The 19,134-nt window shown below is 69.9% G+C and carries 15 protein-coding genes; 2 read left to right on the top strand and 13 right to left on the bottom strand.

All coding sequences use genetic code 11. From position 1 onward, the window contains the following. Positions 1-6: 6 nt before the first annotated feature. The 7 genes from D7X99_RS44375 to D7X99_RS01145 form a co-directional block, all read right to left on the bottom strand. Positions 7-3,195: a DUF4215 domain-containing protein gene (locus D7X99_RS44375; protein WP_121776075.1), complete on the bottom strand. Its 3,189-nt coding sequence runs from the start codon at positions 3,193-3,195 to the stop codon at positions 7-9. 60 nt (positions 3,196-3,255) lie between these two features. After that, positions 3,256-5,025: an OmpA family protein gene (locus tag D7X99_RS01170; protein ID WP_121776074.1), complete on the bottom strand. Its 1,770-nt coding sequence runs from the start codon at positions 5,023-5,025 to the stop codon at positions 3,256-3,258. A 220-nt stretch (positions 5,026-5,245) separates the two neighbouring features. Then, positions 5,246-5,662: a nucleoside diphosphate kinase regulator gene (gene rnk, locus D7X99_RS01165; RefSeq protein WP_121776073.1), complete on the bottom strand. Its 417-nt coding sequence runs from the start codon at positions 5,660-5,662 to the stop codon at positions 5,246-5,248. A gap of 363 nt (positions 5,663-6,025) precedes the next feature. Continuing rightward, entirely contained in the window at positions 6,026-6,610 is a 585-nt protein-coding gene (locus tag D7X99_RS01160; RefSeq protein WP_121776072.1) for a DUF1629 domain-containing protein, read from the bottom strand. A 17-nt stretch (positions 6,611-6,627) separates the two neighbouring features. Further along, a complete protein-coding gene (locus D7X99_RS01155) occupies positions 6,628-7,956 on the bottom strand; it encodes an AHH domain-containing protein (protein WP_121776071.1) in 1,329 nt (442 codons plus the stop codon). Between the two features lie 475 nt (positions 7,957-8,431). Next, complete coding sequence (locus D7X99_RS01150) at positions 8,432-9,031, bottom strand: DUF1629 domain-containing protein (protein ID WP_211484988.1); 600 nt, start codon at positions 9,029-9,031, stop codon at positions 8,432-8,434. Continuing rightward, positions 9,028-10,359 carry an AHH domain-containing protein gene (locus D7X99_RS01145; RefSeq protein WP_121776070.1) on the bottom strand — a complete coding sequence of 444 codons (1,332 nt, stop codon included), beginning with the start codon at positions 10,357-10,359 and terminating at the stop codon, positions 9,028-9,030. Before D7X99_RS01145 ends, D7X99_RS01150 begins: the two co-directional genes overlap by 4 nt. An 85-nt stretch (positions 10,360-10,444) precedes the next feature. On the opposite strand from D7X99_RS01145, the gene opgC reads away from it, so the two are divergent. After that, positions 10,445-11,554: an OpgC domain-containing protein gene (opgC, locus tag D7X99_RS01140; protein WP_121776069.1), complete on the top strand. Its 1,110-nt coding sequence runs from the start codon at positions 10,445-10,447 to the stop codon at positions 11,552-11,554. A gap of 1 nt (position 11,555) precedes the next feature. Here opgC and D7X99_RS01135 read toward each other — a convergent pair whose 3' ends face one another. From D7X99_RS01135 to D7X99_RS01120, 4 genes are all read right to left on the bottom strand, one after another. Then, entirely contained in the window at positions 11,556-12,632 is a 1,077-nt protein-coding gene (locus D7X99_RS01135) for a nitronate monooxygenase family protein (RefSeq protein WP_121776068.1), read from the bottom strand. 217 nt (positions 12,633-12,849) lie between these two features. Then, complete coding sequence (locus tag D7X99_RS01130) at positions 12,850-13,794, bottom strand: serine hydrolase (protein ID WP_121776067.1); 945 nt, start codon at positions 13,792-13,794, stop codon at positions 12,850-12,852. A gap of 12 nt (positions 13,795-13,806) precedes the next feature. Next, positions 13,807-15,009 (bottom strand): DUF819 domain-containing protein, encoded by a 1,203-nt coding sequence (locus tag D7X99_RS01125; protein ID WP_233613027.1) that lies wholly within the window; start codon positions 15,007-15,009, stop codon positions 13,807-13,809. Further along, positions 15,006-16,025 (bottom strand): dipeptide epimerase, encoded by a 1,020-nt coding sequence (locus D7X99_RS01120; RefSeq protein ID WP_121776066.1) that lies wholly within the window; start codon positions 16,023-16,025, stop codon positions 15,006-15,008. The genes D7X99_RS01125 and D7X99_RS01120 overlap by 4 nt, the downstream gene beginning before the upstream one ends. A 96-nt stretch (positions 16,026-16,121) precedes the next feature. On the opposite strand from D7X99_RS01120, the gene D7X99_RS01115 reads away from it, so the two are divergent. Beyond that, entirely contained in the window at positions 16,122-17,516 is a 1,395-nt protein-coding gene (locus D7X99_RS01115; RefSeq protein ID WP_121776065.1) for a M20/M25/M40 family metallo-hydrolase, read from the top strand. Between the two features lie 137 nt (positions 17,517-17,653). Here the strand turns inward: D7X99_RS01115 and D7X99_RS01110 are convergent, their stop codons facing one another. Beyond that, positions 17,654-18,187, bottom strand: a complete 534-nt coding sequence (locus tag D7X99_RS01110; protein WP_158626894.1) for a TetR/AcrR family transcriptional regulator — start codon at positions 18,185-18,187, stop codon at positions 17,654-17,656. A gap of 129 nt (positions 18,188-18,316) precedes the next feature. Continuing rightward, positions 18,317-19,072, bottom strand: a complete 756-nt coding sequence (locus D7X99_RS01105) for a class I SAM-dependent methyltransferase (RefSeq protein WP_306465324.1) — start codon at positions 19,070-19,072, stop codon at positions 18,317-18,319. Positions 19,073-19,134: the final 62 nt, after the last annotated feature.

Raw genomic sequence — 19,134 nt, 5'->3', positions numbered from 1 at the left:
GCGAGGCTATGCGGCGCGGCGCTGACGGCGGCGCAGCCCCGGCACTCCCATCAGGCCCAGGAGGGCCAGCCAGGAGGCATCCGGCGCGGTGCTGCACCCGCCGCCCGCGAAGGCGCGCGTGTTCACCACCGTCCAGGTGTACTCCGCCGGGGTCGCATCCGTGTTGCCGCTGCCGTCCACCGCGCGGACACGCAGGACGTGGTCCCCGCCGCCGACGGTGTAGCTGTCACGACACGGGCCCCAGGCGCCACCGTCGAGGCTGCACTCGAACGTGGAGCCCACTTCCGTGGAGGCGTACTCGAAGTCCGCCGTGCGGTCTGAGGTGGTCGGCGACGGGCCCTTCACGATGGAGGTGTCCGGGGCCTGGTTGTCCGGCACCACGCTGTCCACCACGAAGGGGACGGTGGCGGACGGAGGGCTGGTGATGCCCGCGGGCGATTCGGCAGTGGCCGTCACGCTGTGCGGGCCATCCGTCAGCGGCGTCGTGGGCACGCAGCTCCACTTGCCGGCCGCGTCCACGGTGGCGGTGCAGATGACGGTCGTGCCTTCACGCACCGTCACCAGCGCGCCGGGCTCGCCGGTGCCGGTGATGGCGGGCGTGCCGGTGGTGACCGTGGTGTTCGCCTCCGGGCCGGTGATGACCGGGGCCGGGACCTCGGTGTCCACGATGAAGGGGACGGCGGTGGACGGGGGGCTGGTGGTGCTCGTGGACGTCTCGGCCGTGGCCGTCACGTTGTGCGGGCCATCCACCAGCGGCGTCGTGGGCGTGCAAGTCCAGTTGCCGGCCGCGTCGGCGGTGGCGGTGCAGACCACGGTGCCGCCCTCACGCACCGTCACCTGCGCGTTGGGCACGCTGGTGCCGGTGATGGGAGGCGTGCCGGTGGTCACCGTGGAGTTCGCCGTGGGGCCGGTGATGACCGGGGCCGGCGTCACGGGCTGGGGCGCCTGCGCCACGCACTGCTGGGTGGACAGGTCGCAGTACGCCTCGCAGACGTTGGACGCGTTGCACGCCTGGCCCACCTCCAGCAGGCAGCGCGGCGAGCAGGTGTCTCCGCCCACCAGGTTGCCGTCGTCGCACACCTCGGCGCCCGCGCGGATGCCGTCGCCGCAGGTGGTGCCGCAGGCGCTGGGCGCGCCGTTGCAGCTGTAGCCCGGCTCCACGGCGCAGGTGGCGTTGCAGCCGTCGCCGCTGGCGGCGTTGCCGTCGTCGCACGACTCGCCCACGTCCACCGTGCCGTTGCCGCAGGTGTTGAAGCACACGTTGCCAGGGGCGGGGCAGCTCCAGCCCGGCTCCACTGCGCAGGTGGCGTTGCAGCCGTCGCCCGCCGTGGCGTTGCCGTCGTCGCACGCCTCGGAGCCCGCGCGGATGCCGTCGCCGCAGAGGGTGGCGCAGGTGCTGGGCTGACCCGAGCAGCTGTAGCCCGGCTCCACGCGGCAGCCATTGGAGCAGCCGTCGCCGGACGACTGGTCCGCGTCGTCGCAGGTCTCGTTCGGATCCAGGGCGCCGTTGCCGCACGACTGGACGCACACGGAGGGGCCGTTGGACGGCGTGGAGCAGGCATAGCCGCCCTCCACGCGGCACTCGGTGGCGCAGCCGTCACCGGACGCGAGGTTGCCGTCGTCGCACTGCTCGCCCGGGTCCATGTTGCCGTTGCCGCACGTCTTCGCGCAGGGCTGGCCCGGCGTGGCGCAGGCATAGCCCAGCTCCAGGGTGCAGGCGTTGGAGCAGCCGTCGTTCAGGTTCGTGTTGCCGTCGTCGCACAGCTCACCGGCGTTGAGCACGCCGTTGCCGCACAGCGGGGCGCAGACGGACGGGGTGCCGTTGCAGGAGTAGCCCGTCTCGATGCGGCACGCCGCGGAGCAGCCGTCGGAGCTGAACACGTTGCCGTCGTCGCACTGCTCTCCCGCGTTGATGGCGCCGTTGCCGCAGGTGGCCGCGCAGGACTGGCCCGGCGTGGGGCAGGCGTAGCCGTCTTCCACGCGGCAGCTGGCGTTGCAGCCGTCGTTCGCGGTGGTGTTGCCGTCGTCGCACTGCTCGCCGGGGTTCAGGTTGCCGTTGCCGCACGTCTTGGCGCAGGTGCTGGGCGCGCCAGCGCAGCCATAGCCGGACTCGATGCCGCAGGTGGCGTTGCAGCCGTCGCCCGCCGTGGTGTTGCCGTCGTCGCACTCCTCGCGCGGGGAGACAGCGCCGTCACCGCAGCGGTCGTCGTAGGCGTCCACGAAGAGGTAGCGGAAGGCGTTCGGCGGGCTGGCCTCGTTCTCGTTGCACAGCTCGATGCGGTTGAGGCCCGCGTGCCAGGCCGCGTTGGTGCCGAACTCGCGGAAGATGTTCTTCTGCCAGGGCTGGCCAGCGGGCTCGCTCACGGTGACGGGCGTGATGGCCACACCGTTCACCCTGGCGCCGTCGAACTGGTTGTCATTGAAGGTGGCCAGGCGCAGGCGGAACTGCGCGATGTTGGTCGTCGAGGGGATGAGGAAGTCCTGGTACACGCACGTCTGCGCGCCCTGGGGCGCCATGAAGCGCGCGGTCTGCATCTCCAGCGGCCAGTCGTTGGCGTTGCGCACGCCGGTGTCCGCGCCGGTGGTGGTGCCGGAGTAGAACCAGTGCGTATCCACCGCGCCCGTGGGCAGGCGGCGGTTCTGCGCGTCCACGCCGGTGTTGAACACCGCCACACCCGCCCTCACGCAGCGGCTGGGGCTGCCCGCGCAGGCGAAGCCGGGCTCCACCTCGCACTGCCGGCTGCACCCGTCGCCTTCGAAGCGGTTGCCGTCGTCGCAGATCTCCTGCGCGTAGGACGGGTACTGGCGGTTGTCGAACGCGCCGTTGCCACACAGCGACAAGTCACACGTCGCCGAACAGCCGTTGCTTCCGCTGGTGGTGTCGCCGTCGTCGCACAGCTCGCCGGTGTTCACCACGTTGTTGCCACACAGGCTCGCCAACGAGCACGCGTTGCCGGGCACGTTGCACAGGTAGCCCGCCTCCACGGTGCCGGTGGACGAACAGCCGTCCCCGCTCACCGTGTTGCCGTCGTCGCACTGCTCGCCGGGCTGGAGCCGGCCGTCACCCACGAGCGAGGACGCCTGGCTCGTGAGCACCGGTTCGGAGGCAGCGGGCCGCGGCGTGGCCGACTCGCAGCCCGCGAGGAGGAACAGCGAACACAGGGCCAGCGCGTGGAAGCCCGCGCTCAGGGCCATCCGGGGTGAATCTCCCCGGACAAGGGAATGCATCAGGGTCTTGAACATGGACGGTCTGCCTTACTTCCGAAGGGTGTCGGGGGAAGAGGAGGAGGCCGGCGTCGTCTGCACGCCCTCGGCCTCTCCGACGATCTTGAACTCGACGCGGCGGTTCTTCGCGCGGCCGTCCGCCTTCGCGTTGTCCGCGATGGGCTGCGTGGGCCCGAAGCCCTGCGCCACCAACCGCTCGCGCTGCACGCCCTTGCTCACGAGGTAGTCCACCACGGCCTCGGCGCGCTTCTGGGACAGCTCCAGGTTGTAGGAAGCCTTGCCGGTGTTGTCGGTGTGGCCTTCCACGCGCACCTTCTCGATGTCCGGATGGGACACGAGGATGGACGCGACCTTGTCGAGCACCGCGTTGCTGCGCTTCTGGATGACGGCCTTGTTGTTCTCGAAGAACACGGCCTCCATGATGCGGATGCTGCCGGAGTCGATGCGCGCGACGGGCGCCTCCTTGCAGCCGCCGTTGGCCTCGGTGCCGGGCTCGTCCGGGCAGTTGTCCAGGCGGTCCACGATGCCATCGCCGTCACGGTCGGGCTCCACGTCCGGGCAGCCGTCCTTGTCCTTGTAGCCGTTGAACGTCTCCGGCTCCTTCGGGCACTGGTCCTTGGAGTCCACGATGCCGTCCCCGTCGGAGTCAGGGTCGTCCGGGCAGCCGTCCTCGTCCTCGAAGCCGTTCTTGTTCTCCGCCTGGGTGGGGCACTTGTCCGCCAGGTTGGGGATGCCGTCCTGGTCGTCGTCCTTGTCCGGGCAGCCCTGGAGCTGCGCCAGGCCGGCCGTCGTGGGGCACTGGTCGTCGCGGTTCTTCACGCCGTCGCCGTCGGCATCCAGGTCGGGACACTCGGCGGCCACGTGGGGCTGGCCCGCGATACAGACGGGGCCCTTGGGCGCGGGAGGCGTGCCGAAGGACACACCGGCGAGCACGCGGAAGCGCGGCGTGCCCGGCGTCTGGCCAAAGCCCGGGCCGCCCATGACGTACAACTCGGTGCCGTCAGCGGTGGGGACGCGCAGGCCCAGGAGCGCTTCCATCGAGCTGGGCGAGTCCTGGGTGGGAATGGTGCCGCGCACGATGACCTCTTCGCGCAGGCCCCAGAGGGCGGCGGACAGGTTGACGCCGCCGTTCACCTCCACGCCCATCTCGTCGAGGTAGGGCTGCGTCTGCGGCGTCAGCGCGTACGTCTTCGTGCGCACGAGCGCGCCGACGTCCGCGCCCACGCGGAAGGTGCCGCCCAGCTGCTTGCCGGCGCCCAGGCGCGGGGAGAAGGTGAAGCCCTCGTCGCGGGTGAGGGCGGCCTTGCTGCCCAGGGGCAGGGCGGCGGCCAGGTGCAGACCCAGGTCCACCGGTCCGCCCCGGCTCTCGGAGAGGAAGCCCACGCGGGCCTGGACCCACGGCGTGCCGAGCGCGCTGGTGGTGGGACGGGACACGCCATTCGACGCGGTCTCCGGGCCCCACTGGGCGACGATGGGCACCTGCGCGCCCAACTCCAGCCAGTTCGTGAGGGAGTAGGCCGCGGTGATGTGCGTCGTCACGCGGTTGGAGATGATGTCGGCCTGCCGCTCGTCGTTCTCCACCAGGACGAGGGGCCGGTTCTCGTAGTGCGCCGTCAACCCGATGCGGAACTGCCCCGCGGGGAGCAGGTCACCGGTGGACAGCACGAGGCTGTCACGCATGGCGGGGTTGAGCTGCAGGCGCTCCAGTTCGATGCCCGGAATGGTGCTCTGGGCCTGGGCGCTGAAGGCGCAGAGGACGGCCAGTCCTCCGAGCCCCAGGTGATGCCTTCGTGCGAACAAGCGTTCCTCCACATGCACACGCGGACGCAAGAGCGTCGCGCGTCCCCTCGCCAGGCGAGGGGTACGCAGGCGGTTGCACGCCAGGGGCCAGGAGGTGTCCGGAAGACAACGTCCAGCAATCGCGCGGGGATGCGGCGGGGGCCGGCCTCCCCGGTCCGGGCATGACGCGTCAGCGAGGAACGCGGACACTGCGCTGACGCGTCACGGGAGGACGCGGGGCCTACAGGTGGAAGTGGCCGGCGGCCTCCGGCTGGTAGGGCACGGCGACGATGCGCAGGCGGCGGGTGCGGCCATGGGGGAGGGGCCACTCCACGGTCTGGCCCACGGACAGGCCCAGCAGGGCGCTGCCCACGGGGGCGAGGATGGAGATGCGGCCGGCGTCGCTGTTGGCGTCCTTGGGATAGACGAGCGTGACTTCGCGCGTCTCGCCGGCCTCTCCGTCTTCATAGACGACGGTGCTGTTCATGGTGACGACGTCGCGGGGAATGGCGCTGGAGGACGTGACGACGGCGCGGGCGAGCTCGGACTCCAGCTGCTCCACGAGCTCGGCGTTGCGGGCGTTGCCGTATTGTTCGACGACGCGCTCCAGGCGCTGCAGGTCGGTGTCGGTGACGATGAGGGAGTGGTCGTGGGTCATGGCGATTGCCTCCTGTGGGAAGGGGGATGGGGACTGCATGCACACCTGGAAAGGTGGGCGTGCGCGGCGCGAAGGTTCAGTGGGGGTGGAGCGGACGCCGTCCGTCGTGAGCTACGCGAGACGGGCGGCGTGGGTGACAAGCCAGGCGGTGGCTCGGCCGTGCGCGGGCAGCGTCCGGCGCACGGAAATCCGGCGCGGAGCACGCTGCAGGCAGGCTGTGAGCGAAACCGTCATCTGACGAGGAACCCGGGGGGTGCGACTGCGGTGAAGTGCTGAATGTAGCCGTGTGCGCCCTGATTGCAACCGAGCCTCGGAAACAAGCGGCCTGGCGGACAGTCGCCGTGATGCACGGAGGCACGGAAATCAGCGGAGCGGGGACACGTCCTTGAACTGAACACCCGTGGCGCCAATGGATTCCAGCGCGAGCTTGATGTCCTCGGGGATGACGAGGACCACTTCCCAGTGCAGGGGCCGGAAGACCCTCGCGCTGCCGAGCCGTGTGGTGTCGATGCGCATGCCCCAGACGAAGATGTAGGTCCCTATTTTCTCCGCGAGCCCGTCATTGGGCGTCCAGTAGCGCACCTGCTCCGAAGCCACGTCGTCGATGCAGTTCACGCGGCGGATGGCGTTCAGGATGAAGAAGTCGTCGGACTGTCCCTCGATATCCACGGGGAAGAGCTGGACGTCGTTCGGAGCCAGCCGCTCGAAGATCGCCGCCACCCGCGAGGTAACCACGGGGATGCTGCCCGACGCATGGGAGTAGTCGAGAGTCCTGCCTGGAATGTCGATGGGGATGCGCACGCGTCCCGCCCAGGAACTCGGCCTGCCCGTTCTAAACATCTGCCAGGGAGTCTTGAGTTCATGTCCCTGGGCATCTTGTGGATGCCCCAACTCCCAGCGCCCTTCCAGGTACACGTCGTCGCTGAGGTCGAAGTATCGCGAAGACATGGGTCGAACTCCTGGACTCACTCCGTGCGAGTCACCAGCTTGTTGAGGGGGCTCCCCTTCTGGAGGATTTCCTCCGCCAGGATACGCAGTGTGCGCGTCAGCGACTCCCGACACTGCGCAATGGTTTCGCAGCTCTCCGTGGCCAGTTCAAGCGCCCCATGGACACGCTCATGGTACTCGCGAGGATGCGGACCTCGGTGGCCCGGCACGTCGACCTGATTCGCCGGGTCGTCCAAGGACATCCCTGCTCGCCTGAAGATCTTCTGGTAGCGCGGTGTCCACGGGCCTCCATTCGCGGTGGACGTGCTGAACTTGTCGGATGCGATGTGATGCTTCGGCCCTTTCACCTCCACGGGCCCGCCGGTCGCCACCGCGCCCGGCGCCAGGGTGAGCAGGATGTCCCCCGTCGCGGACACGGCCACGGACTCCACCTGCGCGACCGCGCCCAGCCGGAAGCCGCCCTCCGCCGCGGCCACGAGTGACGCCTGCGCCGAACCGGGCAGCGTGGGCACCTTCGCGGCCAGCGTCTCCGCGGTGCTGCCCAGCGCCGCCGTGGCCAACATCACGAAGGCCCGCGCGGCGTTCTGGCCCATCACCTCGCCGTACTGCTCCCCTGCATCCCGAAGCTCGTCGAAGGTCGTGGCCTCCGCCACTGCATCCGCCAGCCGCATCCATCCCTGGATGAGACTCCACACCGTGTCGACACCCAGGTACGCGATGAGCAACGCCGTCATCGTCGCCGCGACGCCCTTCGACACCGGCTCGGGCAACAGCCACAATCCCAGATACAAGGCACCGGTCGTGACGATCATGGAGAGCACCGCCCCGCGATCCGTCATGCCCCGCAGCGCGTCCTCCGTCTCGTCCCACACCGAGTCCAACGCGATGGAGAAGGCCAGCGTGCGCTTGCCGTCCTCATCCAACGTGGGCCCTCGCTCCAGCAGGTGGAGACAATCGCCAGCGAGCGCCTTGCGCTTGCACCATCGGCCATAGGCCGCCGCCAGCTCCGCCTCCGGTGCATCGTTGAGTCGGAGGTGTCCGCGCCCAGGCTCCTGCACGGAGATGAGCCCCAGGTGTCCACGCACGTGGGCATAGGGACGTGACGGAAGCGAAGCCGCCAGCAGCCGGCGGGCCGCCTCCATGGGGTACGAGGAAACAGGCGCGGTGCGCGCGAGCCCCGCGACCGCGGACACGAAGGCGTCCTCGTCCAGCGCCACGGGCCGGACGTCCCGCTGTGGCGTGTGGACACGGGTGAATCCTCGGCCCGTACTGAGCCGCACGTTTCGGGACGCCGCACAGCCGGTCCCCACGAGCAGCATCCACGCGATGATGGCTGCGTGCGTCATCCGAACAGTGACACTGGATCCGAGCGACCGGTGCGGTTTACCCGAGACGTGGGGCTGTGGCATGGGTGAGTGAAGTCTATCTGGAGCCTCTCCTTCGCCTTACTGATTGAGCCACACACAGCGGACGGCGCGGCTTCGGTCTCCGTCACCAGGGCCCAGCCCTCGCGTGACAGGTCAATACCCTCCCCCGCCCACAAGGCGGCGCTGCCCCGGGCGAGGATGAAGATGCGGCCCGAGTGGCTGTTAGCGTCGTTGGATAGACGCGCGTCACCTCGCGCGTCTTACCGTCGCATACGAAGACCCGGGACGGAGCACGCTGCAGGCAGGCTGTGAGCGACACCGTCATCTCACGAGGGACCCGGGAGCTGCGGCTGGGGTGAAGCGCTGGATGCAACTGCGTCCTGCCTGATTGCAACCGAGCCTCGGAAACAAGCGGCCTGGCGGACAGTCGCCGTGACGCACGGAGGCGCGGAAATCAGCGGAGCAGGGACACGTCCTTGAACTGAACACCCGTGGCGCCAATTGATTCCAGCGCGAGCTTGATGTCCTCGGAGACGATGAGCGCGATGAGCCAGCCCCAGGTGCGGAAGACCTTCGCGTCCCCGGTCCTGGCCGGGTCGATGCGCAGCCGATGCACCGCTTGATAGGTGCCGACCCGCTCGGGCCGTCCATCCTCCGGCGTCCAGTAGCGCACCTCGCCCGAGGCGGTGTCGTCGATGCACTTCACGACGCGCAGGACGTTGACGAGGAAGTACGGGTCCGGGGTCTCTTCCATCGTGACGGGGAACAGCTCCACGTCACCCGGAGCCAGTCGGGACAGCACCTCCGCGACCCGTTGGGAAACGACCGGGACAGCGCCCGCATCCGCGAGCGAGAAGTCGAGCGCTCTTCCCTGCGCGTAGGACGGAACACGCAGCGCGCTCTCCACACGCGCGGGAGAGCCCTGCATGAACAGCCACGAACCGTGGTCCTGGCCCTGGGCGTCCACGGGCGTTCCAAGCTCCCATCGGCCGGGCAGTGTCACGTCGTCCGTGAGCTTGAAGTACCGGGGCGTCACGCGGGCATCCTGCCTCATCCACCACTCCGGGTGACCAGCTTGTTGAGCCAACTGTTCTCCGTCGCGAGTTCCTTCGCGAGGATCCGCAGCGCCTGTGTCAGGTCGACCCGGCACTGCTGAATCGTCCGGCACGTGCTGGTCGCGAGCCTCAACCGTTCGAAGACCTCCGCGTGGTACTCCTGCGGATGCGGCCCCTTGTGCCCGGGAACGTGAACCTGGTTCTCCGGGTCGTTCAGGGACATGCCCGCCTTGTCGAAGAGTTGTTGATAGCGCGGTGTCCAAGGCCCACCGTTCGCGGTGGACGTGCTGAACTTGTCGGAAGCGATGTGGTGCTTCGGCCCCGGCACGTCCACGGGACCGCCGGTCGCCACCACGCCCGGCGCCAGGGTGAGCAGGATGTCCCCCGTCGCGGACACGGCCACGGACTCCACCTGCGCGACCGCGCCCAGCCGGAAGCCGCCCTCCGCCGCGGCCACGAGTGACGCCTGCGCCGAACCGGGCAGCGTGGGCACCTTCGCGGCAAGTGTCTCCGCCGTGCTGCCCAGTGCCGCCGTGGCCAGCATGACGAAGGCCCGTGCGGCGTTCTGGCCCATCACCTCGCCGTACTGCTCCCCCGCGTCCCGGAGCTCATCGAAGGTCGTGGCCTCCGCAACCGCTTCCGCGAGCCGCATCCATCCCTGGATGAGACTCCACACCGTGTCGACGCCCAGGTAGGCGATGAGCACCGCCGTCATCGTCGCCGCGACGCCCTTGGACACCGGCTCCGGCAACAGCCATAGGCCCAGATACAAGGCGCCGGTCGTGACGATCATTGAGAGCACCGCCCCGCGATCCGTCATGCCCCGCAGCGCGGCCTCCGTCTCGTCCCACACCGAGTCCAACGCGATGGAGAAGGCCAGCGTGCGCTTGCCGTCCTCGTCCAACGTGGGCCCTCGCTCCAGCAGGTGGAGACAATCGCCAGTGAGCGCCTTGCGCTTGCACCATCGGCCATAGGCCGCCGCCAGCTCCGCCTCCGGTGCATCGTTGAGCCGGAGGTGTCCGCGCCCAGGCTCCTGCAAGGAGATGAGCCCCAGGTGTCCACGCACGTGGGCATAGGGACGTGACGGAAGCGAAGCTGCCAGCAGCCGGCGGGCCGCCTCCATGGGGTACGAGGAAACAGGCGCGGCGCGTGCGAGCCCCGCGACCGCGGACACGAAGGCGTCTTCGTCCAGCGCCACAGGCCGGACGTCCCGCTGTAACGTGTGGACACGGGTGGGTCCTCGGCCCGTACCGAGCCGCACGTTTCGGGATGCCGCACAGCCGGTCCCCACGAGCAGCATCCACGCGATGACGGCTGCGTGCGTCATCCGGACAGTGACACTGGATCCGAGCGACCTGTGCGGTTTACCCGGGACGTGGGGCTGTGGCATGGGTGAAGAGAGTCTACCCGCCATGAAACGACGCCCCGAGTTCGACAGCCTGCGCGGAGTGCTGCTCGTCCTGATGACGCTGACGCACCTGCCCACCCGGCTGAGTGTCATCGGCAATCAGCCGTTCGGCTTCGTGTCCGCCGCCGAGGGCTTCGTGTTCCTCTCCGCGTTCCTCGTGGGCGTGGTGCACGCGAAGAAGCTGGGGACCTCGAGCCCCGTGGCGATGTTCAAGAGCCTCTGGAGCCGCGCCCTCAAGGTGTACGGCTACCACGTCGCCCTGCTCTCTTTCGCGTTCACCATCATCGCCACGCTGGGCGTCGCCGCGCGCAGGCCCGCCATCCACAACCTGCTCGGGTTCTTCCATCAGGACCCGTTCACCGCTCTGTGGAGCAGCCTGTTCCTCCTCTACTGTCCCCCGCTGCTCGACATCCTTCCGCTCTATGTCGTGCTGCTGCTGCTCACGCCCGCCGTGCTGCTCGGTGCGCGCAAGGAGGGCTGGTCCCGGGTGCTGGGACTGAGCGCCCTCATCTGGGTCTGGGCGCAGGTGGGCCTCAAGCGCGCCCTGTATGACCTGCTCGTCGCCATCCCCGTCCTGCCGTGGCCGCCGTTGAGCATCGACCTGTCGGGCGCGTTCGACCTGTTCGCGTGGCAGTTCCTCTGGGTGCTCGGTGTGTGGATGGGCGTGGCCCGCGCCACCGCGCCGGAGCAGCGCGAGCCCGTGTCGCGCCGGCTCCTCACGGGCGCCATCGTCGTCAGCCTGGGGTTCTTCGTCGTGCGCCACCTGGACGTGGACCTGGGCGCCGCGGGGGTGCTGTTCGACAAGTGGTCGCTCGCGCCGCTGCGGCTCGTGAACTTCCTGGCCGTGGCCCTGCTGGCGAGTTGGCTCGCCCCCCGCCTGTTCCAATGGCTGCGCCCCAAGGTGCTGGAGGCGCTGGGACAGGCGTCGCTGCCTGTGTTCGCCGTGCACGTGGTGCTGTGCCTGCTCAGCCTGTCACTGCTGGACGAGAACGAGGACCCGCTGGACTACTGGGATGAAGCCGCGGTCCTCGTGGCCACGTTCTGCAGCATGTACTTCGTGGCGCTGCGCCAGCGCATCGCGGGCCGGAGCGTGGGCCCGCCGTCGACGTCCTGAGTCAGCCGCGCACGGCGGCCAGCGCGGCATCGGTCTCCGCCACCAGGGCGCGCACCAGGTCCGCCGCAGGGCCCTCTCTCGAGAGGCCAATGCCCTGCCCCGCCCACAGGGCCATGAAGCGCGTGTCGTTCTGCTTCGACGACGCGGCCCTCAGCGTGCGCGTGGCTCCATGCTGTTGCGGGAACGGAAGGATGGCGCCGGCCTCCTCCAGCGTGGTCGTCAGCTCGTTGGGAATCGCGCGGGCCGGGCGGCCGGAGAAGGCGCGGGTGATGCGCGACGATTCATCCCGGGCCTCGCGCAACAGCGCCTTGTGGGCCGCCGCCGCGCTGGACTCCCGACACCGCAGGAACGCCGTGCCCAACTGCACGGCCGCCGCGCCCAGCATCCGGGCCGCCGCGATGCCGCGTCCATCCATGATGCCGCCGCTGGCGATGACCGGCACCCGCACGGCGTCCACCATCTGCGGCACGAGCGCCATCGTGCCCACCATGCCCGCCTCGAACGAACCGCCGAAGGAGCCTCGGTGGCCTCCCGCCTCCGACCCCTGCGCGACAATCGCATCCACGCCCGCGGACTCCAGGGCCTGGGCCTCGCGCACGTTCGTCGCCGTGCCCACGACGAGGATGCCGCGCGACCGGAACGACTCCAGCACTGGCGCAGGCGGAATGCCGAAAGTGAAGCTGAACACCGTGGGCGCCGCATCGAGCACGGCCTCCACCTGCTTCGCGAAGTCCGGCATCGCGACCGCCGGAATCACGGGAGGAGGCAACCCCAGTGCCGCATGGAAGCGCTCAATGATGGCGAGCGTGCGCCCCGGGTCCGCGGGAGCCACCGCGGGCTGGGGAGCGAAGAGGTTGATGGCATAGGGCCGAGAGGTGAGTGAGCGCACCGCGCGGGCCTGCTGGACGATGTCCTCCGGCTGTACGTACGCGGCGCCCAGCGAGCCCAGGCCTCCTGCCTCCGACACCGCCGCGACCAACTCCGGCGGCGTCAGGCCCCCTGCCATCGGAGCCTGGATGATCGAATGCTCCACCCCGAGCCGCTCCGCGAACCTGCGCCACGCCTGCGGATCCATCATGGCTACACCTCCCGTGACTCACGCCGGACAGCATTAACGGCCTGGCTTCACCTTGGCGCCCCGCGCAAGACAGAATCATCAGTCCTGCTTTCACGGTCCATGCCAGGCACGGAGCGTTTCGTCCGCCCCCTCCCGCCCGAACTGGCAAAACTTGTCCGACTGTCGGACAGGTTTTCGCGGTCCGCCTCCGGCGGGGACCCGCTGGGTTCTCACCTTCTCATTCGCAGTCGTAGTCCGGCGCGGGCGCCCCGGGCTCCAACACGACGGGTGCCGGGCCGCCCGCCCGGGCCACGGCCTCCCCACAATCCAACGCCGCGTCCTTCGCCAGGTGCCGGTACAGGACACACGACGCGCGCTCCACGAAGAACGCCTGCTTCGGCCAGTCCGGTCCTCGCGAGGCCAGGATGGCCACCGCATACCGCCCTCCGTCCGGCAGCGTCACCAACCCCACCTCGTTGAGCACGTTGTAGCGCTCGTCATCCCCGCAGCATCCCGGCGGCAGCCACCCGCCCTTGTGCTGAAGCGACGCACGGGCGCTCGCCGGAAGGCGCGTTCCCAGCCAACCGCCGCAGCCCTCCCGAGGCGTCCATTCCATCCACTTCAGCAGCCGCGCCGTGGGCTCCGGCTCCAACAACTCCCGCCGCTCCAACCGCGCCAGGAACGACACCATGTCGTCCGCGCAGAAGTAGTTGTCCCGCCCCATCACGCGCGGAGAGTTCGTCGCCCAGCGCTCCCGGCCGTAGTTCCACTTCGTCAGCGCCGTGTGCTCCAGGCCCAGGCCGCGAAGGTAGACATTGATGGCATCCGGGCCGCCCACCAGGTCAATCACCTCGCCGGAGGCCTCGTTGTCCGACGTGCGGAACACCTTCTCCGCGAGCGGCGCCACCGTCGCCAGGTCCCGCTGCCCCAACGCCGCCGCCACCCAGAACACCTTCGCGGAGCTGGCGGAGATGTGTGGCTCCAGGCCGGAGACGCTCGCCGTCTCCCCCGTGCGCAGGTCCACCACCGCGAGCGACAGGTCCGTCCCGGGCGACAGGCGCGTGGCCTCGCCCGCCAGTGACTCCACCACCGCCTTCAGGGACTCACGAGGAGTGCCCGGCTCCGGCTTCGTCGCGCAACCCCCCATCGCCAGGAGCCCTGCCCAGAGCAGCACCGTCCGCATCCGCGACTCCCTTCAGTGAATCAGCCGGTGCACCTGCTCCAGCATCAGCGCCGTCACCAGCCCGCCGTACGTCCCCAGCACATACCCCAGCACCGCGAGCAGCACGCCCACCGGCGCGAGCGCGGGATGGAACGCCGCCGCCACCACCGACGCGGAGGCCGTGCCGCCCACGTTCGCCTGTGACCCCACCGCCGCGAAGAACACCGGCGCCTTCAGCCAACGGCGCGTGCCCATCGTCACCGCCGCGTGGATGCACATCCACAGCGCCCCCACCGCCACCAGCGCGGGCGCGTCCCACAGCCGCCGGAACTCCGCCTGCGCGCCAATCGTCGCCACCAGCAGGTACAGGAACAGCGAGCCCATCCGGCTCGCCCCCGCACCCTCCAGCCTGCGCACCGGCGTGAACGACAGCACCACGCCCACCGTCGTCACCAACAACACCACCCACGTGAAGCCCGTCACCACGTTGCCCAGGTCCGGCAGCTGCTTCGCCAGCGCCGTGCACGCCACCGTCACGCCGAACGCCACCGCCAGCATCGACAGCAGGTCGGACAAACTCGCGGGCCGAGCGGACGCCGCTTGAATGCGCGCGGACTCCTCTCGCACGCGGTCCAGCGCGGTCCGGTCCGCGCCGATGCTCGCGTCCATCGCCTTCTCACGCCCGGCGAAGGACAGCAGCACCGCCGTCCACACGTTGGACACGCCCACGTCCACCACCACCATCATGCTCAACGTGCTGTCCAGCGCGCCCACGCTCTGGCCAATCGCCACGAAGTTCGCGCTGCCTCCAATCCACGACCCGCTGAGCGCCGCCAATCCCTTCCACGCCTGGTCCCCCAGCTCCACCGGCACCAGCCACCCCAACGCCAGATACGCGAGCGGCCCGCCCACCATGATGCCCAGCGAGCCCGCCAGGAACACGCCCACCGCGTTGCGCCCCAGCCGCGCGATGGCGGGCAGGTCCACCGACAGCACCAGCAACACCAGGCTCGCGGGCAGCAGGTACACGCGCGTGAAGCGATACAGCTCCGACTGCGTGGGGATGACGCCCGTGTTCGACAGCAGCGTCGGCACGAAGTACGCGAACACCAGCAGCGGCACCACGTTGAAGAACCGCTCCACCGCCGGGTAGCGCTGCAACGCATACAGCCCCGCCAGCACCGCGAGCAGCACGGCGAGCACCGCCATCGGGTCCTGGATGAGCGGTGGCGTCACCGGGGCTCCACGCCCAGGCCCGCGCCCGCTCCCAACTGGATGCGGCCCTGCACCACCGGATGCGCGCGGTACGGGTCCTCCGCGAGCAGCAGGTTTCCGTCCAGGTCCACCCAGTCCACCAACGGCGCCAGGTGCGCGCCCGCCGCGATGCCCAGCCCCGTCTCCACCATGCAGCCCAGCATCACCTTCAGGCCGCACGCTCGCGCTGTCTCGATGATGCGCAATGCCTCGCGGATGCCGCCGCTCTTCTGGAGCTTCACGTTGATGCCGTGGAAGCCCTCCGCCAGCTTCGGCACGTCCGATGCCTTCGTCAGCGACTCGTCCGCCACCAGCGGCAGCGGCGAACGCGCACGCAGCCACTTCGCGCCCTCCACATCCGCCGCGGGCAGCGGCTGCTCCACCAGCTCCACGCCCTGCGTGGACAACCACTGGATGTGGGCCAGCGCCTCGTCCGGCTTCCATGCCTCGTTCGCGTCCACGCGGATGTTCTGCCCCGTGAGCGCGCGCACCGTGCCGAAAACCTCCTGCACGCGGTCCGCGCCCAGCTTCACCTTCAGCACCGGGAAGTCCGCCGCCTCGCGCACCTTCACGGCCAGCGTCTCCGGCACGTCGATGCCAATGGACATGGACGTCACCGGCTGCCGCGTGGGGTCCACGCCCAGCATCCGGTACAGCGGCACGCCCATCACCTTGCCCGCCCAGTCATGCAGCGCCAGGTCCACCGCCGCCTTCGCCGCGGGGTTGTCCGGCAGCGCCGCGTCCACGGCCTCGGACACGTCGCGGAAGTGGCGCAGGTCGCGGCCCTCCAGCACGGGCGCGAGCTTCTGGAGCGCCGCCTCCACCGTCTCCCACGACTCGCCGTAGCGCACGTTCGGCGCGGCCTCGCCGTACCCCACGTGGCCTTCCGAGCGAACCTCCACGAACACGTTGCGCTTCACCGTGCTCGTGCCCCGGGCAATGGTCCAGGCGTGACGCAGCGGCAGTTCCACGGTGCGAAAGCTCAACGGCGAGGCCATGGCGGAATCCCTCCAGGGCCCTTCCCTTAACACGGCACTCCTTGCAAACACCGCTTCCGTTGCCTTCCCGGGCCGGAAGGGGCGAGCCTCTCCACCATGCGTCTCCTGCCCCTCGTCATCGCGTTGTTCGCGCTGGGTCCAAGCCACGCCGCGTCATCCCATCCCGCGCCGAAGGACGAGCTGCGGACGCTGCTCGCGGAGCTCATCGCCGCGGACACCTCCAACCCGCCCGGCAACGAGACGGCCGCGGCCCAGGTGGCGGCGAAGTGGCTGCGCGAAGCGGGCATCGAAGCGGAACTCATCGAGCCCTCGCCCGGGCGCGGCAACCTGCTGGTGCGCTTGAAGGGCAGCGGCAAGGGCCGGCCGGTGCTCGTGCTCGCGCACCTGGACACGGTGCCCGCCGTGAAGACCGAGTGGCTCACCGACCCGTGGGCGCTCACGGAGAAGGACGGCCTGCTCTACGGACGCGGCGTGCAGGACAACAAGGGCATGGCCGCGGCCAGCATCCTCGCGCTGCGCCGGCTGAAGCAGGAGGGCGGAACGCGCTCGCGCGACATCCTGCTGTACCTGGGCGCGGATGAAGAGGTGGGCTCCGGACAGGGACTGGACTGGATGATGGAGCACCGCCCGGAGCTCAAGGAGGCGGAGTTCGCGCTCAACGAGGGCGGCCTCACGGAGCTGTCGCCGGACCGCAAGGAGGTGCGCTTCGTGGCGCTCCAGGCCGCGGAGCGCGTGTCCCGCAACGTGACGCTCAAGGCCACCGGCCCCGGAGGCCACTCCTCCGCGCCGCCCGTGGATGCGGGACCCCTGGTGCGGGTGGCCGCGGCGGTGGCGCGAGTGGGCGCCCTCACCTTCCCCGCGCACCTGACGCCCGCCGCCAGGCTCCACGTGCAGGGCCGCGCACAGGCGACTCCCGGCGAGCTGGGCGAAGCGCTGCGCCGCATCGCCGCATCGCCGGACGCGCCGCCCGAGGACGTCGTGACGGCCGTGGCCCGGCTGGATCCCGCGCTGGGCGCCGTGCTGCGCACCACCTGCGTGCCCACGGTGTTCAAGGCGGGCACGAAGTCCAACGTCATCCCCGCCACCGCAGAGGCCACCGCGAACTGCCGCCTGCTGCCGGACGCGGACCCGAAGGCCGTGCGCGAGCGCATCGTCGCCGCGGTGAATGACAAGGACATCCAGGTGGAGATGGACGTGTCACCGCCGGACTCGCCCATGTCCCCCGTGGGGGACAACGCCATGTTCCGCGCGGTGAAGGCCGCCGCGGCAAAGGTGTGGCCGAAGGCGCCGGTGATTCCTCGCATGTCCACCGGCACCACCGAGTCCGCCACGCTGCGCCGCGCGGGCATCCACGCCTACGGCATCGACCTCTTCGCGCTGACGCCTGACGACGCGCGCACCGCGCACGCCCCCAACGAGCGCGTCCCGGTGGCGTCGCTCCAGCCCGGCGCGGAGTTCGTCTACCTCACGCTGAAACACCTGACGCGCTGAACGCACCGGCACCACCTCATCACGGGACCTCGCATCACATCCGGCTCTTGCTCAGGAGGCATGCGTGAACCCCAGCAGGACCGTGGTGGCTCTCCGGCTGGGTGAGCCACCGCCACGGAGCCTCGCGGGCAGCCAGGCTACTTGCGCGTGAGCTCTTCGATTCGGCGGATGACCACCGCGCGCGTCTGGCTTGAGACCGTGCGGTGCTCGAGCATGTCCGACATCCACAACCCGTCAATCGCCAGACGGCAGAGCGTGAGCTCCGGCGACTCCTGCTCCTGGGGGCTGAGTTGCTCCTCCCGCGCCTCGTCCCAGATGGAGCTCCAGAGCTCCCGGACCTCCGGGTCGAAGAGCATGAGCCCGATGAGCGAGCGCATGACGCGGGCCTCGTCGTCATCAGGGGAAGCGGCGACCGTCACCCGGAGATACGCGCGGGTTCCCCTGCCGTTGGCGTCCGGATCCTTCGCCATCTCGGCGGCGACGGCCCCGGCGAAGCGCTGGGTCACGTCGTCGAACAGCGCATCGAGCAGGATGGGCTTGCTCTGGAAATGCCCCAGGAGGTCCTCCTTGGGGACGCCTGCCCGCCCGGCGATGGCATCGAGCGTCACGGCCTGAAGCCCCTGCGCCAGGATGAGGTCCGCGGCCGCCCGAAGAAGCTTCTCGCGGGTCACGTCAGGCTCCTTGTTCCTCCACTCGGTCATCGCCATCACCTCTCGCAACAGGAACGCCGCCGCCCGTCTTTCCCAGTTAATCACGAGTAACGTCGGAATAGGCTCGGAGTCTCATCCGACCTTCCCGTGTCAGGGTGATGCGATGGGACCCGGGAGGTATTGCTGGAGCCAGACCTTCTCGAGGCCCCAGGTGAACAGCATCCAATGGGAGGAGTGGCCGCTGAAGCCCTCCGCCTCGATGGGACGGGTGACGGTGATGATGCGCGTGCCGGGCGCGCAGGTGCGCAGGTGGGTGACGAGCCGGGCCTTCGTCTCCGGGCTGAACGCCACCCAGTTGCAGAAGATGTGGGTCGCGTCACCCAGGGGCTCGCGGGTCATGTCGCCCACGGTGAGCGTGATGCCCGCCGGCTGAAGCCACGGCGCCACGCGCGCCACGTGGTCCGAAATCAGCTCCACGCCATGCGCCCCGGCGCCCCACCAGCGCGCGGCGAGCAGCACGCGTCCGCGCCCCGCGCCCAGGTCCACCACCCGGCTGCCGCGCCCCACGCCCGCCCTCTTGAGGAACCACAACGCCGTCACCAGCGGCGTCTCGCCGTACATCAGCTCGCGGAATGACTGGCCCGTGGTCTGGAGCGCCCGCGTCATCTCGAAGGTGCGCCGCCAGCGGTAGGGCGTCCGCAGGATGCGCTGCCACCACAGTCCCATGTACGGCTTCAGGAGCCGGGGGCGGAGGAGCAACAGCAGCAGGTCGGTGACGCGCAGCACGACCGCGATGACGATGCCCTGCATCTGGAGCGACAGCCGCTCGAGGAACGGCAGCTCGAACTCGCCCATCGTGTCGTCGCGGCGCGGTGGGGGCGCGGGAGGAGGAGCGGGATCCGTCATGCTCCGCGGAGGCTGTCCGGATTCCGGACGCCACGCAATGGCTGCGCGTCACCTCCGGGCCC

Source organism: Corallococcus sp. AB032C (assembly GCF_003668935.1).
GTDB classification, from domain to species: Bacteria; Myxococcota; Myxococcia; order Myxococcales; family Myxococcaceae; genus Corallococcus; species Corallococcus exiguus.
The sequence above is the reverse complement of the archived record's forward strand: the minus strand, read 5'-3'. Positions and strand labels throughout refer to the sequence as shown.